The organism is Enterococcus sp. DIV1421a, assembly GCF_051711025.1.
GTDB classification, from domain to species: Bacteria; Bacillota; Bacilli; order Lactobacillales; family Enterococcaceae; genus Enterococcus_B; species Enterococcus_B hirae.
Map to the genome: position 1 here is coordinate 2,338,322 of NZ_JBIOLU010000001.1, position 26,328 is coordinate 2,364,649.

At 36.9% G+C, this 26,328-nt stretch carries 25 protein-coding genes and 1 other annotated feature; of the genes, 4 read left to right on the forward strand and 21 right to left on the reverse strand.

Features of this window, described 5'->3' with window-relative positions; genetic code table 11:
• Positions 1-224: 224 nt before the first annotated feature.
• From IGK21_RS10595 to IGK21_RS10610, 4 genes are all read right to left on the reverse strand, one after another.
• A complete protein-coding gene (locus IGK21_RS10595; protein ID WP_181915100.1) occupies positions 225-1,661 on the reverse strand; it encodes a glycoside hydrolase family 1 protein in 1,437 nt (478 codons plus the stop codon).
• 272 nt (positions 1,662-1,933) lie between these two features.
• Positions 1,934-2,752, reverse strand: a complete 819-nt coding sequence (locus IGK21_RS10600) for an amino acid ABC transporter substrate-binding protein (protein WP_010720795.1) — start codon at positions 2,750-2,752, stop codon at positions 1,934-1,936.
• Between the two features lie 16 nt (positions 2,753-2,768).
• Positions 2,769-3,404, reverse strand: a complete 636-nt coding sequence (locus IGK21_RS10605) for an amino acid ABC transporter ATP-binding protein (RefSeq protein WP_034700633.1) — start codon at positions 3,402-3,404, stop codon at positions 2,769-2,771.
• An 11-nt stretch (positions 3,405-3,415) separates the two neighbouring features.
• A complete protein-coding gene (locus IGK21_RS10610) occupies positions 3,416-4,057 on the reverse strand; it encodes an amino acid ABC transporter permease (protein ID WP_010720797.1) in 642 nt (213 codons plus the stop codon).
• 203 nt (positions 4,058-4,260) lie between these two features.
• Positions 4,261-4,491, reverse strand: a binding site (T-box leader).
• Positions 4,492-4,583: 92 nt separating this feature from the next.
• Here IGK21_RS10610 and IGK21_RS10615 point away from each other — a divergent pair.
• Positions 4,584-5,069: a prolyl-tRNA synthetase associated domain-containing protein gene (locus IGK21_RS10615; RefSeq protein ID WP_034700635.1), complete on the forward strand. Its 486-nt coding sequence runs from the start codon at positions 4,584-4,586 to the stop codon at positions 5,067-5,069.
• Positions 5,070-5,299: 230 nt separating this feature from the next.
• Here IGK21_RS10615 and IGK21_RS10620 read toward each other — a convergent pair whose 3' ends face one another.
• The 3 genes from IGK21_RS10620 to IGK21_RS10630 form a co-directional block, all read right to left on the reverse strand.
• Positions 5,300-7,372, reverse strand: a complete 2,073-nt coding sequence (locus IGK21_RS10620; protein ID WP_080704624.1) for a DNA topoisomerase III — start codon at positions 7,370-7,372, stop codon at positions 5,300-5,302.
• Complete coding sequence (locus IGK21_RS10625; protein WP_010720800.1) at positions 7,305-7,682, reverse strand: DUF1033 family protein; 378 nt, start codon at positions 7,680-7,682, stop codon at positions 7,305-7,307. The genes IGK21_RS10620 and IGK21_RS10625 overlap by 68 nt, the downstream gene beginning before the upstream one ends.
• A 123-nt stretch (positions 7,683-7,805) precedes the next feature.
• Complete coding sequence (locus IGK21_RS10630) at positions 7,806-8,372, reverse strand: TetR/AcrR family transcriptional regulator (RefSeq protein ID WP_034700638.1); 567 nt, start codon at positions 8,370-8,372, stop codon at positions 7,806-7,808.
• A gap of 149 nt (positions 8,373-8,521) precedes the next feature.
• Here IGK21_RS10630 and IGK21_RS10635 point away from each other — a divergent pair, with 149 nt between their 5' ends.
• Entirely contained in the window at positions 8,522-9,823 is a 1,302-nt protein-coding gene (locus IGK21_RS10635; RefSeq protein ID WP_010737145.1) for a multidrug efflux MFS transporter, read from the forward strand.
• Positions 9,824-10,124: 301 nt separating this feature from the next.
• On the opposite strand, the gene IGK21_RS10640 is transcribed toward IGK21_RS10635, so the two are convergent.
• The 9 genes from IGK21_RS10640 to IGK21_RS10680 form a co-directional block, all read right to left on the reverse strand.
• On the reverse strand, positions 10,125-10,826 hold the full coding sequence (locus tag IGK21_RS10640) for a hypothetical protein (protein WP_225792577.1): 702 nt from the start codon (positions 10,824-10,826) through the stop codon (positions 10,125-10,127).
• Between the two features lie 380 nt (positions 10,827-11,206).
• The gene (locus IGK21_RS10645) at positions 11,207-12,334 is read right to left on the reverse strand and encodes an aminotransferase (protein ID WP_034700652.1); all 1,128 of its coding nucleotides are present in this window, start codon (positions 12,332-12,334) and stop codon (positions 11,207-11,209) included.
• A gap of 438 nt (positions 12,335-12,772) precedes the next feature.
• Entirely contained in the window at positions 12,773-13,894 is a 1,122-nt protein-coding gene (mnmA, locus tag IGK21_RS10650) for a tRNA 2-thiouridine(34) synthase MnmA (protein WP_010720804.1), read from the reverse strand.
• Between the two features lie 1,272 nt (positions 13,895-15,166).
• Positions 15,167-15,577 carry a hypothetical protein gene (locus IGK21_RS10655; protein WP_181915101.1) on the reverse strand — a complete coding sequence of 137 codons (411 nt, stop codon included), beginning with the start codon at positions 15,575-15,577 and terminating at the stop codon, positions 15,167-15,169.
• An 11-nt stretch (positions 15,578-15,588) separates the two neighbouring features.
• Entirely contained in the window at positions 15,589-15,777 is a 189-nt protein-coding gene (locus IGK21_RS10660; RefSeq protein ID WP_181915102.1) for a hypothetical protein, read from the reverse strand.
• Positions 15,778-15,904: 127 nt separating this feature from the next.
• A complete protein-coding gene (locus IGK21_RS10665; protein WP_051641786.1) occupies positions 15,905-16,168 on the reverse strand; it encodes a hypothetical protein in 264 nt (87 codons plus the stop codon).
• 38 nt (positions 16,169-16,206) lie between these two features.
• Positions 16,207-16,491 carry a hypothetical protein gene (locus IGK21_RS10670; RefSeq protein WP_010720808.1) on the reverse strand — a complete coding sequence of 95 codons (285 nt, stop codon included), beginning with the start codon at positions 16,489-16,491 and terminating at the stop codon, positions 16,207-16,209.
• 98 nt (positions 16,492-16,589) lie between these two features.
• Positions 16,590-17,369: a hypothetical protein gene (locus IGK21_RS10675; protein ID WP_252703171.1), complete on the reverse strand. Its 780-nt coding sequence runs from the start codon at positions 17,367-17,369 to the stop codon at positions 16,590-16,592.
• Between the two features lie 230 nt (positions 17,370-17,599).
• A complete protein-coding gene (locus IGK21_RS10680) occupies positions 17,600-18,220 on the reverse strand; it encodes a hypothetical protein (protein ID WP_034700642.1) in 621 nt (206 codons plus the stop codon).
• A 664-nt stretch (positions 18,221-18,884) separates the two neighbouring features.
• On the opposite strand from IGK21_RS10680, the gene IGK21_RS10685 reads away from it, so the two are divergent.
• Positions 18,885-20,825 carry a YiiX/YebB-like N1pC/P60 family cysteine hydrolase gene (locus IGK21_RS10685; RefSeq protein ID WP_034700643.1) on the forward strand — a complete coding sequence of 647 codons (1,941 nt, stop codon included), beginning with the start codon at positions 18,885-18,887 and terminating at the stop codon, positions 20,823-20,825.
• A gap of 119 nt (positions 20,826-20,944) precedes the next feature.
• Here IGK21_RS10685 and IGK21_RS10690 read toward each other — a convergent pair whose 3' ends face one another.
• Positions 20,945-21,556, reverse strand: coding sequence for a metallophosphoesterase (locus tag IGK21_RS10690; protein WP_034700644.1), 612 nt, complete (start codon positions 21,554-21,556; stop codon positions 20,945-20,947).
• 206 nt (positions 21,557-21,762) lie between these two features.
• On the opposite strand from IGK21_RS10690, the gene IGK21_RS10695 reads away from it, so the two are divergent.
• Positions 21,763-22,539, forward strand: coding sequence for a hypothetical protein (locus IGK21_RS10695; protein ID WP_034700645.1), 777 nt, complete (start codon positions 21,763-21,765; stop codon positions 22,537-22,539).
• A gap of 124 nt (positions 22,540-22,663) precedes the next feature.
• Here IGK21_RS10695 and IGK21_RS10700 read toward each other — a convergent pair whose 3' ends face one another.
• From IGK21_RS10700 to IGK21_RS10715, 4 genes are all read right to left on the reverse strand, one after another.
• Entirely contained in the window at positions 22,664-23,005 is a 342-nt protein-coding gene (locus IGK21_RS10700) for a DUF1831 domain-containing protein (RefSeq protein ID WP_010720816.1), read from the reverse strand.
• A gap of 75 nt (positions 23,006-23,080) precedes the next feature.
• The gene (locus IGK21_RS10705) at positions 23,081-24,211 is read right to left on the reverse strand and encodes a cysteine desulfurase family protein (RefSeq protein WP_034700646.1); all 1,131 of its coding nucleotides are present in this window, start codon (positions 24,209-24,211) and stop codon (positions 23,081-23,083) included.
• A 176-nt stretch (positions 24,212-24,387) separates the two neighbouring features.
• Entirely contained in the window at positions 24,388-25,362 is a 975-nt protein-coding gene (locus tag IGK21_RS10710) for a ribose-phosphate diphosphokinase (protein WP_034700648.1), read from the reverse strand.
• 81 nt (positions 25,363-25,443) lie between these two features.
• Complete coding sequence (locus tag IGK21_RS10715; RefSeq protein ID WP_010720819.1) at positions 25,444-26,292, reverse strand: hypothetical protein; 849 nt, start codon at positions 26,290-26,292, stop codon at positions 25,444-25,446.
• Positions 26,293-26,328 lie beyond the last annotated feature (36 nt).

Below are 26,328 nucleotides of genomic sequence, written 5' to 3' on the forward strand. Positions count from 1 at the left end.
TTTTCAAATAACCAATGGCTAGGTCCTGCACCCCTATCGAGAAACTATGATAAAAAAACCGAAATTCCACAAAAACCAAGAAAGTTTTTGGGAATTTCGGTTCATTCAATTCATTTGGTTCATTCAGTGAACTCAATGAAGCTGGAAAGTTTTATCCTCACTGCTTCTATTTTTAGAAAAAAGCGATCACGCTTTATTTCCCTGAACGTTTACTATCAAAAAGGTCAGATCGTTGAGCCATTTTCTTTGATCACTTGTTGGTACCAATAGTAACTATCTTTCTTGTAGCGATCCAATGATCCTGCTTGAGTTTCATCTTGATCGACATAAACAAATCCATAACGTTTTTGGTAGCCATTCAACCAACTTAACAGATCAGTGTAAGACCACGTACAATAGCCAAGGACTTCAGCACCATCTGAGATCGCTTCTTTAATCGCTTTGACATGACTTGAAAGGTAAGCGATACGATACTCATCGTGGATCTTTTTGTCCTCTGTCAATTCATCGTATTCCCCTAAACCATTTTCAGTAATCAATACAGGCATCCGGTAGCGACTCGTAATCCTTCTTAAAGCGATCCTCAATCCTTCTGGGTCGATCTCCCAATCCCAATTCGTACGTTCAACGAAAGGATTGTCGACTTTTTTGTACATCCCTGGGACGCCTGTTTCTTCAGAAGATCCTTTTTTCCCAGTGGTATTCATTTTGCCAGCTCCTACACCATCCAACGGATTAAAGGCATTAGTCGCTGTTTGATAATAGTTGATCCCCAAGAAGTCTGGTTTAGCAGATTCAAGCAGTTCTGCGTCTCCTTCAACCATTTCAGGTGCCCAGTCACGTTCTTCTAAAAATTTCATAGCGGCGATCGGGTACTTGCCCCACATGTAGACATCCATCCAGTAATGAGCCATCAAATCTTCCGCATTTTCTGCAGCTAAAATATTTTTAGGATCGCTGTTGATTGGATAATTAGGTGTGTAAGCAAAACTTGGACCGATTTTACCTGGCATTCCTAATTCATGAAACTTATTGATCACTGTTGCATTTGCTAAGTTAGCAATATGGTTCACTTGATACATCCGTTTCGGATCAGTAACACCTGGTGGATGAGCAGCTAATAAATAGCCTAGTGAAGTAAAAATATTTTGTTCATTCAAGCTGATCCAATAATGGACTTTTCCTCGAAAAGCATTAAATAATGTTTCAGCATAATTAGTGAAATCTTCAATGATTTGGCGTGATTCCCAACCTGCATACTCATCTTGCAAGGCTTGTGGAAGATCCCAATGATACAATGTCAACATTGGTTCAATCCCGTTTTCAATCAACTCGTCGATCAGCTCTTCATAAAAAGCTAACCCTGCTTGATTGATTTCCCCACGACCATTAGGAAAAATGCGAGTCCAAGCAACTGAAAAACGATACGCTTTCAATCCTTGTTCTTTCATTAAAGCAATATCTTCTTTAAAGCGATGATAGTGATCAACCGCTAGATCGCCGTTTGTTCCTTTAAAAGTTTTCCCTGGAATACGGACAAAACGATCCCAGACCGATTCTCCTTTGCCGTCTTCTTGCCAGGCTCCTTCAACTTGATAAGCCGCTGAGGCTGATCCCCAAAGAAAATCTTGGGGAAATTCAGTTAATTTTTGGTGTTCCATCAATCTCTTCCTTTCTTGCTTCAATCCTTACTAAAAAAGGATAACACGAAACCCCTTTCAATACAAAAGGAGAAATCAATCATTGAACAATTTTATGATCATTGGAATTTTTCAGACAAAAAATAAGCAAGAATTTTTTAAAATATGTGTTTCAAAAATTCTTGCTTATTCATTTGGCGCAGGTTAATTTCATAGGTTTCATCGTGTGAACTGAGAGACACTCAAATTACCACGCTTCTTTTTAAGACACTCAATGATGTTAGATTGCCTGTTTACTTCTGAACGGGTGTCACGTCTTCACCAAACCATTTGTCTGAGATTTGTTGGAATTCTCCTGTTTTTTCTAATTCCGCAATCCCTTCATTGATTTTCTTCACTAATTCCTTGTCTTTCTTTCGGGCACCCACGACAAAATCTTCGCTTTGATAATCCCCTTTGATCATATTGAACTGATCCAACTCATTTTTTTGCTTCAAGTAATAACCAGCATATACTTTATCCATCAATAACCCATCGATCCGTCCACTCTTCAAATCGATCAATGCTTCATTAAAGCTATCATATAAAACAGCATCCTGATTTTTTACAATATCTTTTAATATTTTTGGTTGTTTGATAAAGGCATCATAACCAGAAGAACCATTTTGAGCTCCTAGGATTTTGTCCTTCATTTGAGCAAAGCTGGTGATCCCTGATTTTTTCGTAGTGATCAGGACTTGTTCGTTTTGCATATAAGGTTTTGAAAATTGGACTTTTTTTGCTCTTTCAGCTGTTTTAGTATACCCATTCCAAATGAGATCAATCGTCCCATTATTCAATTCAAACTCTTTCATGGACCAGTCAATGGGTTGGAAAACGACTTTGATGTCATATTCTCTAAAAACTGCTCTAGCAAGGTCAATATCAAAACCTGTTAGTTTTCCTTCTTTATCACGAAACCCCATCGGTACAAAGGTGTCATCTAACCCGATGATGATCTTTTTTTCTGATTGAATCGTTGACCAATTGTCTTTATCTGTCTTTTCATTCCTACAACCAGAAAGAAAGACGATCCCTGCAACTATCGCAAGTAGCAAACTGATTTTTTTCATCAAGTGTCCCTCCTTCTTACTTGTTTGGGATGACCTTCACGAGTTGATCTCCCACATTTTCCGCAAACACCAAATCATGGGTTACGATGATTTGTGTCACACCTTCTGCCTTCAATGAGACGATCAAGTTTTCTACTTGTTGTCGCAGCTCAGGGTCTAAGGCACTTGTCGGTTCATCATAAGCAAGAACTCGAGGATTCATTGCCAAGGCACGTGCGATCGCTACCCGTTGTTTTTGACCGCCAGATAATTGATAAGGATAGTTGTTGAGTAAATCACTGATCCCAAGTGAATCGGCTAATTCCTGTGCTTTTTTCGTATACGTTTCTTTCGATTGCTTCAACACCATTTTAGGCGCTAAAGTGATATTGTCAAAAATACTTAAGTGTGGAAACAGTTGAAAATCTTGGAAAACAACACCTACGACTTGCTCTTTCGTTTTCAATTCAAATGGGTCAAAGGCTACACCATCCAGATAAAATTCCCCACTGTCTGCTTTTTCCAATCCTGCTAAGATTCTCAAAAGTGTCGTTTTCCCTCCACCAGAAGGACCGACGATCGCCATGGTTTGACCATCTGGAATGACTAGATCTAACGCGTTGATTACTTTCTTTTCTCCAAATGCTTTATTTACTTTCTTTAATTCAATCATGTCCATTCCTCCTAGCGATAATAGTTTAATTTTCCTTCTACTTGTTTCATGATGATCGTTAAGATCCCGGTTAGTGCTAGATAGATGAAAGCCACACCTAGTAATGGTAGCAATGTTGCATCACGTTCCATCGCAATCTTCCCTGCTCGCATAACGTCTCCTAGTCCTAAGATATAGATCAATGAAGAGTCTTTCACTAAGTTAATCACTTCGTTCCCAACCGATGGTAAAACGATTTTTGTCACTTGTGGGATAATGATTTTTGTGACGGTTTGAAAAGGACTCAACTGTAACACTTGCGCAGCTTCATATTGTCCTTGGGGAATCGATTGAATCCCCCCACGAAAAATCTCAGCAAAATAAGCGGCATAATTTAAAACAAAAGCCAATAATGCTGCCTCAAAACGGTCAAAGACGATCCCGATCGTTGGCAATCCATAAAAAACAAAAATCAATTGTAGTAATAACGGTGTACCACGCATGACCCAGACATAGGTCTGCAAGATATAACGAATTGGTTTAAAATGTAAAGACAACCCTAATGCTAAAATGATCCCTAATGGCAATGAACCAATCAAGGTAAAAATAAATAATTTCAACGTTGTAAGAGCCCCTACTAATAGTTGTGGCATGACTTCCAGCAAATAATTCATTTTTTTCTTCCTCCTTTTAAATAAAAAAATCCCCTTGACTCTCGTCAAGAGGACGCATTACACGTGTTCCCACCTCTGTTTGTTTCTTTTTCACAAAAGAAACCTCACGCAGTCATTCCAGAAAATGAGGTAAAACAAAAGTAATTGTTGTTGGACATTTACTTCACACGAAAATAAAAAAAAAACGTCCTTCGGTCAAATGACCAAAGGACGTAAATTACGTGGTTCCACCTTTTTTTGCTAGTCCCTCACGGAAACTAACCTTATCTGGTCATCAAACAATGACCGCAGCTGTAACGGGCTTCCCGGATTTTCCTACTGTATTTCAGAAAATCGACTCCAAGATGTGTTTCACCATTAACTGCTATCTCTTTCCACCTGCCAGAGACTCTCTTCAAACATTTAATCGCTACTCTTCTTTTCGATGTCGTTGATTTTAACTTACGTGTAATTTACACGATTATTTTTCTTTTGTCAATTATTTTTTTATAATGAATGAAAGAAAAAGAAAGGAAGCGATCAATCGATGGTTTTTGCTACTGAAAAAGAAGCCTATCAATTACTTGATTTACTAGGCATTTCCTATCAAAAGGTGGATCATCCACCGATTACTTCTGTCAAAAATCTGCCATTTACACTACCAGGACCTCAAGTGAAGAATCTCGTGTTAAAAGCAAAAAAAGGGAAACAAATTTATCTTGTTATCTTACCTGATGAAAAGCAGGCAAATTTGAAACAACTTGCAGAACATCTGAATGAGAAGCGTTTGTCTTTTCTTTCAGAAGAACAGCTCCTTGATTTATTAGGGGTAGCTCCCGGTACTGTTACACCTTTTGCATTGATGCATGATCAAGAAAAAGCGATTCAAGTAGTCATTGACTCAGCCATTGATCAAACCTCTACCGTAGGATTTCATCCAAATGTCAACACGACAACATTGATCTTATCATTTTTAGATTTCATCAAGATTTTAGAATACCTTGAACATCCACCTATCTACGAAGATTTATAAGCACGGCTATTTGTGATAAAAAACCCAACATACAAAAAATGAGGTTCCTCCTAAAATTGTACGTAAAAACAACAATTTCTAAGAGGAACCTCATGACTTATGTCTCAGACTAAGCTTCTTTCACATTCTAAACCATGTTATATAAACAGCAATCACTTGAAACCAATCACCATTTTTTAACATACAATAGTGGTCTCAAAAACCATTGCTGATTTTCAACAAACGACACGCTATTTCTTCATTGCTGCTTTTAAAGCTGCAGCAAGTGGGCTTTCTTCCGGTTCTTCTGCTTGCGTGTACTTTTTCAATAAACGACGTTCTTCGTGCTTCGTCATTTTTTTCTTTTGTTCTTTTTTATCTAACATTTTTTCGGTCGTCCCATCATATTTACAACGGAAATAAGCGCCATTTTTGCCTTCGATGATCTCCATTTTCCGATGACATTGTGGACAACGATGGTTCGAGACTTTTGGATCTTTTCTTCTACGGTAATGACAATCTTGATTCGTGCAGACATAGATTTTGCCATCTCGAGTATTTTTTTCTCTAAGATTGGAACCGCAGTCTGGACATTTTTTCTGTGTGATCGAGAAATCTTGGTAAGATTGTTTACTTGTTTTGATTTCTTGTACCAATCGTTTTGTTTCTTTTTCAATGCCCCTTAAAAATTGGCTAGCTTGTTTTTGCCCCGCTGCAATCGCTTCTAAGTCTTTCTCCCAACTTTCTGTTAAATCAGGGGTCACTAAGGAAGGATTGACTAATTCCAATAATTGCTTCCCTTTTGGTGAGACTTGCAAGCCTTGCGGTGTTCGTTCCATCAATTCCGATTTGATCAACTTTTCAATGATTTCGGCGCGAGTTGCCGGTGTTCCTAAACTATGTTTTTCCATAAGTCCTAGTAAACTCGCCTCTGTCAAAGGCTTAGGCGGTGCCGATAGTTCTTTCTTGATCGTAAATTCTGGTTGGATACGCATTCCCTCCATCCAGTCCACTTCATTGCTCTCCTTTTGACTGACATCTTTCCAACCAGCTTGAAGGACTTGATTTTGATGGAATACAAATTGTTCTTTGCCAAATGTCACAGTCACTTTTGTTTGACTGATTTTGTGTGGTTCAGCGAATAATCCTAAGAATCGAGTAACAATCATCTGATAGATTTTTTGTTCTTCGTTGCTAAGTTTCTCATAGCGTGGACGATTTTCAGTTGGTAATAACGCATGGTGATCAGTGACTTTACTGTCTTGGAAGACTTTTGTTTGTCGAACAACTGCCCCATTTTTTAAATACTGTTTCACTTCTGGAGAAAAATCGCTGACCGCCTGTAAACGCTCTTTCATCGTACTTTTCATATCACTCGTCAGATATTTGCTATCTGTACGAGGGTACGTCACGATTTTATGCGTTTCATATAAACTTTGGACCAGTCCCAAAGTTTTTTTAGCAGAGTAGCCATAACGTTGGTTTGCTTCTCGCTGGATCTCCGTTAGATCATAAGGTAATGGTGCCGGCTCCACTTTTACTTTTTCTTGGATGGCTGTCACAGTCCCTTTATTTTTAGCTAACTCTTTCACTAATGATTGAGCTTCTTCATGAGATTTCAATGCGAATTGATTTTTTTGAACCATCTTTGCTTGTTGTTTTTGCACATCTAATAAAATTGAAAAATAGGTTTGTGGTCTAAATGTCTCAATTTTCCGTTCTTGTGTTCTAACCAATGCGAGTGTTGGAGTTTGAACTCGACCAGCAGATAGATTATCTTGATACTTCACAGTCAGCGCCCGTGTCACGTTCAATCCTACTAACCAGTCAGCCTTTGCTCTAGCTAGCGCCGAATAGTAAAGTGCATCATAGTCTTTTGCGGGCTTCAATTGTTTGAATCCTGTCTTGATTGCTTTATCTGTTTGGGAAGAAATCCAAAGACGTTTCACTGGTTTATTGAAGCGGACATATTCCAAGATCCACCGAGCAACCAATTCCCCTTCTCTTCCGGCATCCGTAGCGATCACAGCCTCTGACACATCTTTACGTTGCGCCAATTGCTTGATTGTTTTTAATTGGTGACCTGTTTTAGGCAGTGGTTTGATTCCTAAATTTTTAGGAATCATCGGCAACGTTTCCATTTGCCAACTTTGCCATTCTTTATTGAGGTCTTCAGGCATTTTCAGCCCTAACAAATGACCAAGGGCCCAAGTAACGATCACCTTGGGTCCTTCGTAATAATTTTTGTGTTTTTGATTAGCACCAAGCACCTTGCTTAGGTCTTTCGCAACGCTTGGTTTTTCCGCTAGAATTAGTTGTTTCATAAAATTCCTTTCTGCTTTCTAAAGTGATTGGCTGATGATTTTTCAATAAGGCTAACCCTTTATATTGTTGAAGATCATCATCACATTCTTCACACCAGCGCTCGTCTCCGTCATTCCAGAAGGCACTTAGAAAGTTGCTTTTTGCATGGATATATTCGTATTTATTTTTGATTGCAAGCCATTTTTGTTCATAATTAACCTGTGCTTCTTCAAAAGAATCAAATGTTTCTTCTACTTCGATATCCTCTTCCCAATTCTCAAAGAACCACCAAGGCTCATTATCTCCGAACATTGTCACTACTTGATACATACTCGTGCTCCTTCTCTACGATTTTACTAGACTCATCTTAGACACTTTTCAAGAAAGTTGCAAGAAATTTCTCTTATAAAAGGGACATTTTATGAATTTGTCTATTTTAAAGAAACGTACTACTTATTTACTTGGTAAAGTGGCAATAAAGTCATTGATCATCCAAGAATAACTCTCTTCAGGAGACACAGTTGCTTCCTTTGTGAAATAGCCTAAAAATCGTAAAGACAAATAGCCATGGATGATACTTCGCAATTCTCTGCTGCGATGCGTTTTTTCTTTTCGGGTCAAGTCAAAGGCATCAAATAATTGTAGAATGATCTGGTTCGTTTCATAGATTCCTTCTAACAAAATCTCCTCATTGGTGTGAGGGACACTGATCAGTAACTCGTAAACGGCCTGGTTCGCAAAGGCAAAAGACTGATAGACTTGTGCATAGACACGCAGCGCCTCTGCTCCGCTTTTTCCAACCAAAGAACGACGCAACGCATCGTTTAACTCTTGTAATAATTTTGCAGTTAATGCGGTCTTTACATCACGCATATTTTTAAAATGATTATAGAGGGAAGGAGACTTGACGTCTAGCGCCTTAGCCAGGTGTTGAAAAGTGACTTGTTGAACATCCATCTCTTCCGCTAGTCCACGAAAGCAAGCGATGATTTTTTCTTGAGATAGATTTCTTTTTTTCATTTCGTTGTTCCTCTCGTATGTTAACTACTTAACAACTTTAGTTTACCATGAAAAACGAACTTAAAAAAGAGGCTTCCATTGATAAACTACACATTGTAGTTTATAATAAGCGAATGTAAATGAAAATTTTCAGAAAGAAGGACATAACAGTGACCACACGCATCAAAGAAAAATTATTTAGGAAAAGAGAAACTTGGGAACAAAACTTATTTGTCTTATGGTTTGGGACTTTTATGGCAGGAATTGGGTTTAGCTTAGTCATGCCGTTTATGTCACTATACATAGATACGTTAGGTAACTATAGTACGTCGCAATTGAATTTTTGGAGTGGGTTGACCTTTTCTTCTACGTTCTTCGTCACCACATTGATTTCTCCTTGGTGGGGCAAATTAGCCGATCAGAAAGGCAGAAAATTGATGCTCTTGCGTGCTTCCTTAGGGATGGCTGTCGTTATTGCCTTGATGGGTTGTGTGACCAGTGTGTATCAACTCGTTGCACTTCGGTTGTTACAAGGGATCTTTTCTGGTTACATCAGTAATGCTACTGCCCTTGTCGCTACTGGTACGCCGAAAGAAAAAAGTGGTCAAGTCCTAGGAACATTGGCTACTGGTTCCGTCACAGGAACGTTGCTTGGTCCTTTACTTGGGGGGATTTCAGCCTCAGCATTTGGTTATCGTCCAACTTTCTTCATCACAGGAATCATTTTATTTTTCGTCTTTTTATTAAGTCTTTTCTTTGTTCATGAAACATTTGTACCTATTAAAAAGGAAAATATGGCTTCTGCCAAACAAATATTCAAAGAATTGAAATATCCCCATGTCGTGATTGGTATGTTCGTCACAACAATGATTATTCAAGCTTCGAATAATTCTATTAGCCCAATCATTAGTTTATATATTCGTCAATTACTAAATGGACATGGCAGTGTCACGCTGATTAGTGGGATCATTGCTTCGATCCCAGGAATTGCCACATTGATCGCCGCTCCTCGTTTTGGTCGCTTAGGCGATAAAATCGGGAGTGAACGTATTTTAGCCATTGGCTTAGGATTTGCAATTTTAGTTTATATCCCAATGGCCTTTGTGACGAATGTCTGGGAACTGGCTGCGTTGCGTTTTTTGATCGGTATTTCAGATGCTTGTTTGCTTCCAGCTGTCCAAGCTTTGATCACCAAATATTCCCCACATCACGCCGCCGGTCGGATTTTTAGCTACAATCAATCCTTCCAAGCAACTGGGAATGTCGTTGGTCCAATGATTGGTTCGAGCGTTTCAAGCGTGTTTGGTTACCGAGGAGTCTTTCTTTCCACTTCTTTACTTGTTTTAGTGAACTTCTTACTAGTACGTCGTAACACACAAGAAATCCATGACAATGAGCTTGTTGACTCATCAGAAACATCCGATACACCTGTCCTTTCTTCAGACAAACACACACAACCTCATGGACATTGATTGCTTACTAATAGTCAATCTGGATAAACAAGAACTATCGTCATATTCCAGATTGAAGAGACCCCCAAAAGCTCAATTGGCGTTCCATTGCTTTTATTTACATTTGGAAACAAGGAGCAACGATTGATATCGATTTAGATTGATAAAATTTGGAAAATAAAGGACAAGGTGTCAATAATAGGAAAGATAAGTCTAATTTTGATGTTATAAATCAAAATTAGACTTATCTTCTTTTTGAGAAAGGATTATTGTTCCACACTCATAAATTTTATATTTTCTAAGTTATAAATGAATGATCATTTTACATATTACTGTCAATCCAAGCAGTATCATTACCTACTCGAAGATAAAGGTACATTGACTTAGTGAGCCCATTGCTAGACAAGGCACCTTTTACTCCACCATATGCTGAATAACCTGCTTGTTCTTTTTTTCTAAATATCCCACTAGAAATCGGAGACCAAGAGCCAAAACCAGCAAAGTTTACACCATAGATTCTATCAATTTGATCATATCCACCTTGCACACTTGTATAATCAGCTTTAAAAACTAATTCAAACCCAAATGAAAATCCATGAATAGCTGTCCCTTTACAAATAGAATACCCAGATCCGCTAGTCCAACTTCCACCTTCTCTCCAAGTACTACGTTTTTGATTTGTATTTTGAGAGTCTTCAATATCCTTTGCGATATTTTCTATTACACTATTTTTATTGACTATATTTCCCTCTTCATCATAAAATACTGCATCCGTAAAATCTACCTGAATCTTTTCAAATGTGCTTGTCGTTCTGTTATTAGTATAATTTTTTGTTTCAAACACATATTTGCTTATTCTTGAAGTTTTTTGTTCCAAATTATAAACATTATCAAGACTTAATTCTAATGGTTCATTGGCTTGTGATGAAATTATATCTGAAGCATGAACATTAGTAACACCATTAAAACATGTTAAAGCTGTAACACTTAATATTCCTAATCCAACCATCTTCCTAAAAAACATTTGCATTCCTCCTATAGTATATGATATTATTTTCCACAAGGTTATAATAACACTTATTAAAAAATATACAAAGAAAACGCTCTCTTGTAGTAAAATAAAGCTTTTTTATAAAAAGGAGAATAATTAAAATGGGGAATTTAATTATAAAACTCGTGTTATCTTTTAGACTTATTTTTACATTTTTAGTTATTATTTTAGTAGTCCTCTCTATCACTTATATTATAAAAAATTTGAAGAACAAAAAATAAAAAAGAGCGTGTTTGGCAACATCAAAAATAATTATTTTATTCCTAACAAAATTGATAAAAACACACCTTAAATTAAAGAGACCTCCAAAAGATAGACCAAAAAATCTAACGTTTGGAGATCTCTTCAATTTCTCAAGCTTTGTTATTTCCACGTTCTTTTAGATATTCTGAAAGTAAGGCTAACCCTTTTTCTAATGTTTCTTTCCTGCAACAATACCCTAAGCGCGCATGTTGAGGCACCCCATAGGCACTACCTGGGACCAGTAAGACACCAGTTTCTCTCAGAAGATCAATACAAAATTGCTCATCATCTTCTGTTATGTTCAAGCGAATGAATGACGTTGACACGTGATTCGGCAACACTAATTGGACATTTGGTTCATCAGCCAGCCATTTTTCAACGATGGCTAAATTCTCCGAAACGATTTTTTTATTTCGTGCAAGGATCTTTTCTTTATTCCTCAGTGCGTGAACCGCTAATGCATCTGACAAAACACCACCGCTAAGTACTAAATAGGTATGGTATTTTCTTAAACGCTCAATGATTTCTTGATTCGCTGCTACCCAGCCGATGCGTATACCAGGAACAGAATAAGTCTTTGACAATGAATTAGTCGTAATCCCCTTGTCATACAGATCCACGATTGAGACAAAATCTCCCCCTGCTAATGGGGCATACACCTCATCCATCAAAATATACGCATCGACTTTTTCGGCAATTTCGATAATTTCTTCCAATGTTTGGCGATCCAACAATGTACCTGTTGGATTATTGGCACTGTTTAAACAAATCATTTTAGTATTTGGTTGGATCACATCAACTAATTTCACACTATCAAAACGCCATTCCTCTTCTTCTGTGAGTGGTACGAAATCAACAGTTGCACCTAAAGATTTGGGTAAGTCATACAATTGCTGATAGGTTGGCAACATGGAGACCACATGATCTCCTGGTTCAATCAATCCATACAGCGCCAAAAGGTTCGCCCCAGTCGCCCCATTGGTTTGAATAATGTTTTCTGAAGAAAGCGATTGATACAAAGAAGCGACTTCTTTTTTGAAAGTTGCCGTCCCCTCGCTCCACCCATAATCCAACGACGTTTTACTCAAAGATTGAAAAAAATCAGTAACTGTCGTTCCGTCTAACCCAATCAGTTCTTCTAACGTCAGTGCTTCGATGGAACTTTGTGCAAGGTCATATACTGCTTCTTTTTCCCACTTATTCAACCATTCTTCCAGTCCAAAATGTGTGATTTCCATCTTTTTCGCTCCTTTTGCTTTCTTCAATATTTTTGATTCACTACTTTCTATTCGTTGATACTCAAACAAACCAAGAACCATTCGTCTCTCCTAATCCTAGATGCCATGTAAATGAGATAAACGGTCGGTTTCCTTTTTTATTATACTCTCTTTTTAAAAATAACGCTTTCAAATAGATAGAACCGCCTGTTGAAAAAGTCGCCTGACACTGTTTTCTTCAGAAAAAATTATTAGACAAAAATCTGAAAACTCTTTGCTTCAAAAACCTCTTACTGATATTTCAGAAGACACTCTAGCAAAAAAAGCCGAGGAATACCAAAAATAGGCGAAACTATTTTCGGATTCTTCGGCTTATTTCTCAGAACTAAACTTGTCTTAACTCTTTTCTTGTTCTTCTAACAAAAGAAAGTTGTTCAAAGAGCTGTTCGCAAGCAAGATTTACACATATTGCAAGACTTTTTCTTTGTTGTAGGCATGATCAATCAAGCCACCACCAAGGCACTCCATTCCATCATAAAAGACGACAGCTTGACCTGGTGTGATCGCCCGTACAGGTTCATCAAAAATCACTTCGGCACGATCGCCTTCTAATAACCGAACCGTTACCGGCACATCTTGTTGGCGGTAGCGGAATTTAGCTGTACATTTAAATTCCTTTGGCATTGGTTCATTCGTTGTAAAATGGATTTCGCTCGCATCAAGGCTTGTTGCATATAAGGCAGGATGATGAAATCCTTGTCCTACATATAACGTATTCGTTGCAAGATCTTTTCCGACTACAAACCAAGGTTCTTGTGATGCACCGCCACCACCAATCCCTAGGCCTTGTCTTTGACCGATCGTGTAATACATCAATCCAGCATGTTGACCTTTGACTTCTCCATCAAGTGTCACCATATTTCCTTTTTTAGCTGGTAAATAATTACTTAAAAATTGTTTAAAATTCTTTTCGCCTATAAAACAAATCCCAGTGGAATCTTTCTTTTTAGCAGTTGCTAAACCTGCACGTTCCGCAATTTCACGTACTTGTGTTTTTTCCATACCACCTAGTGGGAACATTGTTTTCGCTAATTGTTCTTGTGACAATTGGCTTAAGAAATAAGTTTGATCTTTGTTGTTATCTACACCGCGAAGCATATGTGCTACGCCATTTTCGTCACGCACTACTTGCGCATAATGCCCAGTCGCTACGTATTCAGCACCTAGATCCATCGCATAATCTAAAAATGCTTTAAATTTGATTTCTTTATTACACATCACATCTGGATTAGGTGTCCGTCCTGCTCGGTATTCAGCTAAGAAATATTCAAATACACGATCCCAATATTCTTTTTCAAAATTGACAGAATAATAAGGAATCCCGATTTGTGAAGCAACTTTCGCTACATCCTTATAATCTTCCGTAGCTGTACATACACCATTTTCATCCGTGTCATCCCAGTTTTTCATAAAGATCCCAATGACGTCGTAGCCTTGTTCCTTTAGTAAAAGTGCTGTTACAGATGAGTCGACACCGCCACTCATCCCAACGACAACACGTGTCTTGCTGTTGTCTTTCATGGTATCACCATCATTTCAATTAGATTTTCTGAAATCATCTACGAGTTGAAGGTCGCAACTTTTCAGTGCTTTACATTATACGATATATTTTTGAAAATTTCATCCCTTATTTATCAAAGTATCAGTAGAGCCTTTTAATGACTTTCAAAAAAATTGGAATCGTCTTTTTATCATTTGCTTTTGTTCAGTCGATTGATCATAGTTAAAGACTATCCACATGAAGAAAATAAGCGTAAGGAAAGAATATAAGTAGCAAACAAATAATTGAGGATTAATAGCACCATCTTTGTTAAAAGATATACCTGATACATTAAATAAAATGATTTTTCTTCTTTTCAATTTGTATCATTTTTTTCACCCCCCAAAAAAAAGCCAGCCCAAAATACAGATTAGGTTAAGGAAAATAATGATTCTTTTTAAGAATTTGGATTCAATTTTTGTGGATAAAAACAAGTTAACCCCTCCGATGATCCAACAACTCATCATCACGAATATAAAAAAGACGTAATGATAGTTGTTGATACGTGGAATGAAGTACAAACTAGTCAAAACAATCGGACTAAGTAACAAAAACGATGTTAGCATTGTAGCTTTTTTTAATTTTAATGACGGCATCTTTTTTCTCCTTTGAAATAAAAGTGATGTTTTTTGTTTATTTGTTTTGTAAAAAGTTAAGTAAATAACCTATAATTTCCATAAGTTGCATAAAATTGAAATATGTAAAAAATAGATAGTTGGTAAAAAGTAAGATCCCTCTTATTTTTTGATGGCTAACCTTGGTGGAGCAGTAGAGCCCAATTATTCCAGGTATAATCATACTCATGATTAAAAACAGTCCTTGGGGGCTATTTACTCCATAATAAAAATGCACACATACTAAGCTACTAATTGACCAAAACATAGACAAACCTAGACATATTAAATAAAATTTTTTATTCACTTTTTTCCTCCTTTCATCCGCTATGACAATAAAGCCAAATCCAACCATAGATACAAATAAGATTAAGTATAATCACTAATCTTTTTAATCCTTGAGAAGCAATACTTTCAAAAAAAGCAAGCTCCCTCTACTACATCTCCAACAAGAAACAATCGATCGCATAAGAAAATCAACGTTGTATCTTGTACAATAAGCATAATAAAACCAAGGGATATTCCTAAAAAATATAGCCTTCTATTAATAAATAAATTGCTTAAAGTAGGTGGTGAAGAACTAATTACTACCTGTTAGCCAATTAATTTTTTGCTTTTCCCCCACTCCTAACTTATTCCTTATAGCCAAAAAATTTCGTTAATCAAAAGAACCACGTGAAAATAAGTAGCAAAGAAGTAACTAATGCCTACTAATACCCACTTAATTTTTCCATCCTCGAGTTGTGCGGAAAGAATAAGTCCAATCAAGCCAAAGTAAGTCAGTAAAATCAACGCCCCAATTATCTCCCAAGAAAAATGTCCAGCTAATAAGTAATTCCCCCAAATAAAACAGGCAAGTGAAAATAGCAATGGTAAACTAACTATAACCATTTTTCCCCATTTTTTTTGTGAACTAAAAAATAGCATCGTTGATACAAATAAATAGCACAATCCTACCATAATTATTAACCAACCAGAGGGTTCAAAAATAAAAAGTCCTAAAACGATAAAAATGGCAAGTCCATGGACACAAAGAAAATGGACAATCACGACGAATCCTCTTAAGAATTAGACCGGCTACCTCTCGAAAAAATCAAGCTGACTCCACTCAACACGCAACAAGAATAATAGGATAAGAGCAACCACGCTGCTTGTTCCTTTATAACGAATGGCACAACACCTAAAGCGATACAACTACCTAACACCCCCAACGAAACAATCGTACAGGTTTTACTATTTTTTGAAATCATCCACACAGCTCCTTTTTTATAGACTGGATCTAATTTCAATAGAAACATTTCTCTCACCGTTCATTGCTTGGTTCTTACTCATTTAAGTTCGTTTGCTCTTATTTTTACGCTCATTGCCAAAAAAATTTCACAAAGGTATTGAAAACGACAAGTATTTGCAAATGGGTAGCAAAAAAAAATAATTGATCCCTAATAAGAACCATCGCCAACGTGTCTGTCGGATCTTCATTGATAAGTAAATTCCTGTAATACCAAGAATAATCATCAATAATTCTAAAAATAACCCTTCGATATCTAAGTAAAAATCATAAATATAGTACAGCGTTAGGAAACAACTAATCGATAGAATCATAGCAAGACATAGCCCTTTATGGTCAACTATTTTTTTCATCTTTTCTCCTTCAATAATTTTAAAAATGCCAAACCGATTCAATTAAATCTTCGCCAAATATCAAACCAATTATCAAGCCAGCTATACAGCCAATTATAGAGACTGATAAAATTTAGAAGGATCACTACTATTTTTAGATAATTAGATTTGATCTTGGTAGCAAAGAAAAGGCTAGCGCCACCTAATAACCAACACGTAATCCTCACTAACAATAGAAAATTAAGCTCATCTGTTTGGATATAGCCAACATAAGCAACACTAAAAGATAACGCTAACAAAACAAATGAAATGATGGTACAGGTTTTACTTTTTAATGGGATCATTTTCTTCTCTCCTTTTCATTCTTCAAACACATTTTTTAGTATTTTTAATAAGAATACCCATCTCTCCTAAACACTTGCCTTTGTCAAATACCTGATAGTTATAGACCAAAAATCCAAACGACGATATGGAAATAGGTTGCAAAAAAATAATTGATCCCTAAGAGAACCCACTTGACTTTTCTATTCTCGTTCTTGAGGTTCGCCGCAAGAATAAGACCAACCAACCCAGACAAACTTAGTAAAATCAAAAATCCAAGCGTACGCAAATAATCCCCAGAGGTAAGGTAACTGTAGTGGACCCTGATAAAAAAGCCAGCTGACAAGATCATTGGTAATCCTAAACAAATGATCGCTACTCGTTTCTGATCTTTTGTTTTCAGTAACCAGATAGATAGTAGCAAATAAGCAATTAGCGCAATAAGCCAATCAAATCTTGCAATACTAACAAAGCCGATAAAAATAAATACGACTCCAAAAACACAAGCAAAATGAATGAAAGCTGCCCATCTTTTTAAAAGTTTTGAATGCACACCAGTAGAAAAAAGTAAACTTAGTCCACTGAGTAAACAACAAAGATAATAGATGAACACTAGATTGATCTCTATAAAAAGTCCGACTGACAAAGCCATTGGCAATCCCAAACAAATGATCGCCTCGCGTTTCTGATCCTTTTTTTTCAGTAGCCAAATTGTTAGTAGCAAATAGGCAATTAAATCATATCTTTGAATGCCAATAAAACCGATAAAAATATATAAAACCCAATAAAGACAGCCAAAATGAACGATAGCTGTCCATTTTTTTAAAGGGGTGGCATACACTCCGGTAGAAAACAACAAACTAAGTCCACTGAGTAAAAAGCAAAGACAATAGATGAACACTAAACTTACTTCTGAAAGGTTGTGAAAAGATTTCACAATTATCCCAACAGAGCCCCTCATTACCAATAATGTACCTAGAAAAATGCTACAGACGAAGAAAATCATAGAATACTTCGTACAGGTCTTACTTGTTAGCGACAACATCCATACTACTCCTTTCTAACAAAAAACCTTTTTATATTCTAACAAGCTACTTTCCTTTCCAGTAATCGATATGTATGTAAGACGTCTCAATGAAGAAAGATGTAGATATGGTAATAAGTTGCAAATAAATAATTAATACCCAAAAGTACCCACTTGGCTTTTCCCTTATCGAGTTGCGTTGAAAGAATCAGACCACTTAAACCTGATAAATGAAGAATGACTATGTATCCAATGGTGTCCCATGACCATTCCCCCCCATAAAGGATTAGTTCGTAATTGAGCTTGATAAAAAAGCCAATTGAAATAATCATCGGTATCCCGAAGAAAGTGATTGCTAGCCATTTCTGCTTGCTTGCTGTCAGTAAAACGATAGCTAGGAACAAATAAAGAATGATAAAAAAAAGTAGATGGAAAAGAAAAGCAAAAATAAAGAGAGAAAACCAATAAACACTACTAAAATGGACAATCGCCGCTGTCCGTTTTAAAATTTTTGAATGCGCACCTGTAGAAAAAATCAAACTGAGCCCACTGAGCAAACAGCTAAGATAATAGAAAATCATCAGACTTCCTTCTGGAAGATCACTTAACGGAATAAATCCATAAACTTTACCAAGCAAACCAACAATCATCAACATCATTAAGAAAAAACTACCGATTAAGAAATTTCTTGAAACCTTTATACACGTTTTACTGTCTAGCGATAGCATTTGTACCACTCCTTTTTTATTTTCCTAACTAATTTTTTAAAAATGTAGCAAAAAATAAACCGACCAATCCTGACACCATGATAAGAAAGAACGGAACCAAAGTTTTAAGAACAAGATAATACATGTAAAGCGCTGTCACATACCTAAGAGACACCGCCATGGATAGCACCAAACCAACTAGATAAGCCTTCATTCTCATCTTCTCCTTTTATATTAATGAACAAAGTAAAATAGAATTATCATAATCTGTGAAAAAAAAATTTATTAAAAAAACTACCCTGTTACCATTTTTTCTAGAAATAATCGATTACAAAATCTAGATTCAGCAAAAAGGTTAAACTTTTTTATTTAAAAAATGTTATCTTAAATTAAATAAAACCTAAAATTTAATAACAAATAATCATTATACGCATTAACTAGGTTATATTCTTTTTTATTCCCCCTTCTATAAAACCCTAAATAAAAGCTACAAAAACAACAAAAAAACTCCGTCATTATCATAAAAACAAAATAACAACGCTTACAATCTTATTTTAATTTATTCCATTCTAGCTGTTATGTCTCGTATTTCACGTCAATAAAAAACATAACTAACGAGCGTTTATAGATGCTAGATTATTTTTTATATGTTATTATTTTATCATAAAAATTAGGAGGAATACCCGTGAAATTTAAATTATTTTTTATTGTCACCTTTTTATGGACACTTTTGTTTGCTGTTCCTGTCACCAATGCCCATGGAGATATCACAACTGATGAACAACTGACTGAATACTATGATTTTTTCAAAAATGAATACGCTTCCTTCGATCAAACCTTTGAAGAATTCACCGCTAATTATTATCAGCAAACCACCTTGAAAGATACCTTGTCAGACGAAGACCAATTAAAAGAGTATCTGCAATCCGTCAACGACCAATATTTACCAGCAGAAGCAGAACGTTTAGCAAAAATCGCTCCGTTGTGGTCCTTTAATATCGGCAATTCATTAGACAATATTACTTTTGAAGAAAAGCCGACTTACGGAACCTATGATTTATTGAATACCGTGCAACCAGGGGACATTATTTTTGAGGAAAATCGGGCTGAAATCCTACCAACTCTCTACTTTCTTCATCATGTGATGATTGTCGAAGGAATTTATGAAGAAACCCATATGATTAATGGGAAAGCAGAAACTTTCCGATATATTCGGACTATCGAAGCAACTAATAAAAGTAAGGGCCTTCCAGATAAGGCAGGAGGAGTGGTCTATGGAGTATTAGATGATCAACGATTTGATTATACTGAAGCAACGATTTTACGAGTCCCGGAAGCTACCACTCTACAGAAAAAAGCGGCAATTACATTTATGCGTGATCAACTAGGAAAGCCGTATCATTTAGGATTAGATACAATTAACCGAGATCGAACATCGAATAGAGAAGACTGGTATTGCTCTATGTTAGTCTGGGCTGCTTATATGAATGCTACACCTGATGGACGAATCGATGAAATAACTGATGAAAATGATAGTCGGTTTCAAGGAATCGATCTAGAAGCTAAAAATATACTGGAATCAGATATCGTTTCTCCCAATGAAATAAAACACTCGGATAAAGTGAAAGAAACCAGCCCTTCCTTTGTAGATTATCAATATTACTTGCAAAATATTATCAGTTCACCAATTGGAGTATCTGGTAGCGAACTGGCCGATTTTACTTTTAGTGAAACTTCTAACATGCACAACCTAAGAAATGACTATTACTTCATCGCCATCGACCAAAACACCCATAAACCTTACCGGAGCACGGAATTGACTTTAGGTCGTAATGTTTTTGGGAAAGTGGTGGCGCAATTAAATGCTTTTGCCAACTTCCAGTTAACTAAAGAAGCCGAACAAAAATATGCAGATCCCAAAATCCCTGTGATTCCCAAAATGGTCACTCCAGAAGACAGGGCGAACTACGTCATGAATTGGATCAACGTTTATACCGAATGTTCCTTTGAGGTCGTCTATTCTTCAGATATCACGACCGATTTTAATCACTTAAGTTACAATCCTAGTTATACGAAAATCGCCGAAAAAGCTCATCCGATCCATAGTTATCAAGTCAATCAAATCATTCATACGCCACCGGCTTTTACTCAACAACGGTTTGATTATACGGATAACTTGTCGATCTATGAACTTTATGAATTGAGCAACCCTAATCCCTTAAATGCCGATGTTTCTCATAATAAAATGGCGGGTGGCTGGTATTATTTCTACAACAATTTTTACGCCTTAGTCAAACTAGAAAATGGCACCTATCGTTATGCGACGTATCTGCGATTCCATGGTTCTTTTTCAACTGCCGTCGCTTACCGAAATGGCTATGGTCTGAATTATGATTACCATATGACCGCAGAAGCTAAAGAAAAATACGGCAAATATTACAACAATATCATCAAGAACCAAACAGTTGATTACGGGATCGATTGGTTGAATCAACATACGACAGAAAAAACTTTGATCGTTTATTCAAAAGATATCGCGCAAGACGTGAGCAAACTAAATCAAGGTACCGCAACAGTCTCTAAAGGGTATAATGACAATGGTCAATATGTCTATTGCATTTTATAAGGACTAGACTGAACAAAAAAATCACTATCCATCATATGATTAAAAATCCTCTTAAGGTCGCTTTAACAGCGAACTTAAGAGGATTATTTTTTCTAGACTAGCAGAAATGTTTTACGTTCTTATTTTTGTTGAAGACGTGCTAATTCTTGTTGTTTGGCTTCGTAAATTTCTTCAATGTCATCTTCTGATAATGGGGTGCCAAAGGGTTGTTGCACTTTCAACAGTTCTCTTTCTGGCGCATCTACACCGACATTCACATCATTACCGATCGGTACACTATAATGATGGATATGTCCATGAAGATTACGGATACTATCGTTTGATCCCAACAACATTGGATAATGAGTCAAATAGTATTGCTGATGATTGAATTTGATGATAGTTCCGACATCATAAAAATAAAATTTTTTTGAACCGGTCTTATTTCCTGGATCATGTTTTTCTAAATATCTGAAAAAAGCACGACTGTCATGGTTCCCCTTGATCAAATGGATTGTCCCATTGAGTTGTTGCACCAACTCCAGTATGTCTTGGCCACCTTTTTCATATTGTGGGTGCATCGCCAGATCGCCTAAGTGATACACGTGATCGGTTTCTTTGACAACTTTATTCCAACTATCTATTAGTTGCTGATTCATTTCTTCCACACTAGCAAATAAACGAGGGGCAAAATCATTTTTGCCTAACAAGTTTTTATGAAAAAAGTGCATATCACTAATAAAAAAATTCATACTGATCCCTTCTTACTTCCTTTTCTTTTAGGGTAAACAACATCAAAGAATTAAACAAATGTTAGCTCTTTTTCTAGCAAAAGTGATTGTCTGTTTAACTAAAAAGCGGTTATTCATTGTTCCCATTGCCTATTGTGTACAATGCTAGAAAAAAGTAATCACAAGTAAATCATGGTAAACTTAAGGAAAAACAGGAGGTATTGATTATGCCTATCAGCTTTCATACTACTCTGACTCCTTCAGCAATCGAGATTACGTTACCAAATGAACATGGGAAGATGACTATCACAAAAGAAAAACCAGCTCTACCTGATCATTCACTTTATCTATTTTTCAAAAACAAACAATGTATCGCAATCGGTCAAACCGTGGCACCTAAAAGTTGGGATCACATCGTATTGGTTCAACTTCCTTGGGATCTTGAAGCCAGTCATCTAAGCTACCTACTTCAAGAACAGGCAGAATCAACGGGATTGACAGTAGAAATCGATGATTCCGCAAAAGAAACGATCCCTCAAGTACAAGTCAAAAAGTTAGCGGAACCAGTCGAAGAAATCACAAAAATCTTGGCAGTATTTGGTTACTCTTTAGAAAAAAGCAGTCCTCAAAAGAAAAAGCCGGCAAAAGCAAGACATCGTTGGACAAAGGAAGTTAGTGAGATCCCTTTTACCGTTAATTTTAGAAACAGTCAGGCAACACTTTATTGGATCAGTCGAAATGAACTATTGATCAAAAAGGGGGCTATACTATTAGCGGAAGCTCCTTTAAATAAAGACGGTTCCGTCAGTTATGCGGCAAAATATGGGGATAAATTACGTGATGATTATAAAGATAGCATTGTAGGAAATAAAACAATCAAAGATATTATCGTCAAAAGCGTCAATGAAGCAAGTCTGTTACTCTACTTCGGTGGAACAAACAGCTGGTTAGAAATCATTGATGAAAATGGTAAATCCTTAGATGAGTGGACAAAAGTAGAATAGAGGAATGGTTATTCTCTAGCGATTGTCCCGTTTCAATAGATAGTAAAAAAGCAAAGAAATCAGCTTTACTAGCTGTTCTCTTTGCTTTTTTTACTGGCAACAATGATAGATACGTTAGACTTCCTTAGACTTTTTCAAATAATCCTCGGCTGATCATACCATCCATCAAAAAATAAAATTTATCTTGACTCATTTTTTGTCGGTCGTCTTTAAAAATATTGACTGCTTTCAATCCGTTAGCTGTCGTAATAGACATTTTTAGTGTTTGGATATCCTTTGAAACAGTGATTTTTAGTTTAAACCCTTCTTTGCTTTGTGGGGTTGCATCTAGCGGACGGATCAACTGATAGTTGCCGCCATTTGTTTCGGTAAACCCATTGTCTCTCAATGTATAACGTTTTGCATCTGGATGTAAACGATAACTTGTTTTTGCTCCTAAAACTGTGGCTGTTTTTTCAAATGCCATGATTTTCACCTCGGTAAATTGATTTCTACTTTTATTATAAAAGTTTCTTGCATCATTTACTAGGTTTTTTCCAACTTAGATTGATTGGATCAATACATCAAGAAAACGTTGGACTTCTTCTTTGGTATTACCGTAACCAAAACTGATTCGTATGGATTCTTTAAGGATTGGTGTATCTTTCCCATACATTGCCTCCAGCACATGCGAAGGTTCGATATTACCAGCTGTACATGCTGACCCAGTAGATATCGCAATCCCATTAAGATCCAACTTCATCAAAAGTAAGTCATTCGCAACACCAAGTAATCGAAGGTTTAACACATGTGGTAATTTGTTGTTTAAATCACCATTGACTTGATAAGAAATTCCTTCTTTTTCCAAGGTATTCAAAATCAATTCTTGGAATCCAGCATATTTTTCACTTCGAGCTTCACGTTCTTCAGCGGTTAGAAGCTTGACCGCTTGCGCCATTCCCCAGATACCTGCGAGATTTTCAGTACCTGCTCGCCGCTTTTCTTCCTGTTCTCCACCTAAAAGTAGTGAAGGAATATTTATGCCATCTTTTTTATATAAAAATCCTACGCCTTTTGGTCCATTGATTTTATGGGCAGAGATGCTAAGTAAATCAACACCTAACTCCCTTGGATGAATCGTCTGATTCCCATAAGCTTGAACCGCATCGGTATGAAAATAAGCAGGGTGTTCCCGCAACCGTTCGCCGATTTCTTTGATTGGCATCAAATTCCCGATTTCATTATTCCCAAACATGATCGAGACTAAAATCGTTTCATCACTTAATGCTTCATCAAAGTCAGTTAGTGAAATATTGCCTTTTTCATCTACTGGTAAATACGTGACTTCAAAGCCTTGTGTTTCCAGATATTTCATTGTATTCAAGACAGCAGGATGTTCGATAGCGGTAGTGATCAAATGATTCCCGTCTTTTTTTCGTGAAAAAGCCGTTTCAAGGATCGCTGTATTATCGCCTTCTGTCCCTCCACTATTAAAAATGATTTCATGATCATTGACTTGTAAACTATCAGCAATAAGTTGTCTTGCTGTTTCTAACTTTTCATGGGCAATTCGGCCGAAGCCATGGATACTCGAAGGATTCCCAAAGGTTTCTTGCATCATTGTGGTCATTTCTTGAATGACGTAGGGATGCATGGGCGTCGTCGCTGCATGATCCAAATAGATTTTTTCCAACTTCTTTCATCCCTTCCAAATAGAACTAGGCACATTCTAGCATAAAATAAGCAAGTTACCAAAGAAACAATCACTAAACCAGGATAGTTTCCCAACTTTTAGAAAAAAATTCGTTCCACAATTCGTGCTACCACGATTGTCGAACGAATTTTATTTCATCACATAACAAAAAATGATTAATCAAATACTTTTTCTTCTAGACGGAACAATGGACTCATTGGTGTATTTTCATGAATTCGTTTAACCGCTTCTCCCATCAACTCTGAACAAGTAACAATCGTTAAATTGTTAGGATGACGTTCTTCTTGAGTAAATACAGAATCAGTGATGCAGATATCTTTAATCGGTGCATCATCTAAAATTTGTTTTGCAGGAATAGACAACAAGCCGTGTGAAGCACAAGCATAAACCTCTTTTGCTCCGTTTTCTTTCAAAACATTAGCAGCTCGAGCAAGCGTTGCACCAGTATTCAAGATGTCATCGACCATGATACATGTTTTTCCCTGGACATCGCCAATCACATATCCACTATTTTCATCTGCATCATCGGCGTGATCCACGATCGCCAATGTACTATTCAAATATTCAGAAAGACTTCTTGCACGTTGGACACCACTATTTTTTGGTGAAACGACAACAATATCGTCACCTGTTAAACCAAGTTCTCGGTAATAGTGAGCAAACAATGGCATTGTGAATAAGTTATCTACAGGGATATCAAAGAATCCTTGGACTTGAACTGTATGCAAATCCAATGTCAGCACACGAGTTGCGCCAGCTTCTTGGATCAAATTAGCAATCAATTTAGCTGTGATCGGTTCATGTGGTTTTGCTGTACGGTCTTGTCTGGCATAACCGTAATAAGGTAACACAACATTGATTGTTTTTGCACTGGCACGTTTCATCGCATCGATCATGATCAATAATTCCATATAATAATCATTAACTGGCTGATTGGTTGATTGCACGATATAAACATGATCCCCACGAATACTTTCTTCGATATTGATCGAGATCTCTCCATCACTAAATTGTTTTACGACACTTTTTCCTAGCTCCGTTCCAAACACCTTGGCAATTTTTTCTGCCAGTGGTCGATTTCCATTCAAGCTAAAGATTTTCAATGTGTCATCCTGATACTTTTTACTCATGTTGTCCTCCCTATTGTTCTCTCTTCTTCGATAGTTTAACATATTTTTTCCATTTTTTCTGGTAATTTCTGTAAATAATTTTTAAGGCAGCGAAACAGTTCCATTACACCAACTAGCAGGAATCAATTGATCCGTGTTGCCCCAGTTGTCATGAACTTTGTAAAAGCGTTCTCCAGAAGAGGATTGATAATATGCATATGCAGTGACCCAATGATTGCCATAGGTGCTCCCTAATACTTTCAACACCCCTAAGATCACAGGTTTTCCTTGGCGAATCCGTTTAGTCGCTCGCTGCCAAGAACCAAGCATCGTACTTCTAGCAGACACTCGATTTCCTGTATGTTTTAAAAACTTCGTGATACCATGACTGACTTGACCGGGAACCGTCGGAAGTCCTAGCGGCTGGATCGCTTGGCGTAATGCTTCACTTAGTTGCGCATGGTCTTTCGTTCCTTTTTCACGTAACGTTGGAGAGAAAAACAATTCGTTTTGAAAATCTTGGTAATAAGCAATAAGGACAGTTGCAGCATAGGTCCCACAAAGATAGCCAGACGGTGTCCGCCAATTTTTATAGTTTAAAAACCGTTGTTCAGGCAATCCCACCCAACAATCCAAAAGTTCTTGTCCGTTTTCCTTTGGCGCAATCAAAGCTTTTTCACGATTATCTGCAAGCCAACGAGAAATATTGGTGACTTCTGCTTCAGTCATCGGTACGAGTTGATAAGCTTTTCTTGCATCTGGGTAGGAGTGGCTCGCAGGACCGTATTCTATTGGTTGTTTGTTTTGATCTAGAATGACATAACTACCATCTTCAAAAATTAAAGCGTAACCCTTTTCTTCATCCTTCATCGCCAACTGTTCCACAGCGCTTAACCGTTTCTTGATACCATCTAGATTCCATTCGATTGATTGTTCAAATACAGTTTTCAAGAACGAATCACCTCCGTCTTTTTTATTATAAGTGAA

Bases quoted from the DNA above. Each gene is read 5' to 3' on its own strand.
- IGK21_RS10595 (WP_181915100.1), bottom strand. From the start codon at position 1,661: ATGGAACACCAAAAATTAACTGAATTTCCCCAAGATTTTCTTTGGGGA.
- IGK21_RS10710 (WP_034700648.1), bottom strand. From the start codon at position 25,362: ATGAGTAAAAAGTATCAGGATGACACATTGAAAATCTTTAGCTTGAAT.
- IGK21_RS10700 (WP_010720816.1), bottom strand. From the start codon at position 23,005: ATGGCATTTGAAAAAACAGCCACAGTTTTAGGAGCAAAAACAAGTTAT.
- IGK21_RS10660 (WP_181915102.1), bottom strand. From the start codon at position 15,777: ATGATTTCAAAAAATAGTAAAACCTGTACGATTGTTTCGTTGGGGGTG.
- IGK21_RS10665 (WP_051641786.1), bottom strand. From the start codon at position 16,168: ATGAAAAAAATAGTTGACCATAAAGGGCTATGTCTTGCTATGATTCTA.
- mnmA (WP_010720804.1), bottom strand. From the start codon at position 13,894: ATGAAAGACAACAGCAAGACACGTGTTGTCGTTGGGATGAGTGGCGGT.
- IGK21_RS10630 (WP_034700638.1), bottom strand. From the start codon at position 8,372: ATGAAAAAAAGAAATCTATCTCAAGAAAAAATCATCGCTTGCTTTCGT.
- IGK21_RS10640 (WP_225792577.1), bottom strand. From the start codon at position 10,826: ATGTTTTTTAGGAAGATGGTTGGATTAGGAATATTAAGTGTTACAGCT.
- IGK21_RS10690 (WP_034700644.1), bottom strand. From the start codon at position 21,556: ATGAATTTTTTTATTAGTGATATGCACTTTTTTCATAAAAACTTGTTA.
- IGK21_RS10695 (WP_034700645.1), top strand. From the start codon at position 21,763: ATGCCTATCAGCTTTCATACTACTCTGACTCCTTCAGCAATCGAGATT.
- IGK21_RS10625 (WP_010720800.1), bottom strand. From the start codon at position 7,682: ATGTATCAAGTAGTGACAATGTTCGGAGATAATGAGCCTTGGTGGTTC.
- IGK21_RS10645 (WP_034700652.1), bottom strand. From the start codon at position 12,334: ATGGAAATCACACATTTTGGACTGGAAGAATGGTTGAATAAGTGGGAA.
- IGK21_RS10620 (WP_080704624.1), bottom strand. From the start codon at position 7,372: ATGAAACAACTAATTCTAGCGGAAAAACCAAGCGTTGCGAAAGACCTA.
- IGK21_RS10605 (WP_034700633.1), bottom strand. From the start codon at position 3,404: ATGATTGAATTAAAGAAAGTAAATAAAGCATTTGGAGAAAAGAAAGTA.
- IGK21_RS10610 (WP_010720797.1), bottom strand. From the start codon at position 4,057: ATGAATTATTTGCTGGAAGTCATGCCACAACTATTAGTAGGGGCTCTT.
- IGK21_RS10680 (WP_034700642.1), bottom strand. From the start codon at position 18,220: ATGCTATCGCTAGACAGTAAAACGTGTATAAAGGTTTCAAGAAATTTC.
- IGK21_RS10670 (WP_010720808.1), bottom strand. From the start codon at position 16,491: ATGATCCCATTAAAAAGTAAAACCTGTACCATCATTTCATTTGTTTTG.
- IGK21_RS10615 (WP_034700635.1), top strand. From the start codon at position 4,584: ATGGTTTTTGCTACTGAAAAAGAAGCCTATCAATTACTTGATTTACTA.
- IGK21_RS10600 (WP_010720795.1), bottom strand. From the start codon at position 2,752: ATGAAAAAAATCAGTTTGCTACTTGCGATAGTTGCAGGGATCGTCTTT.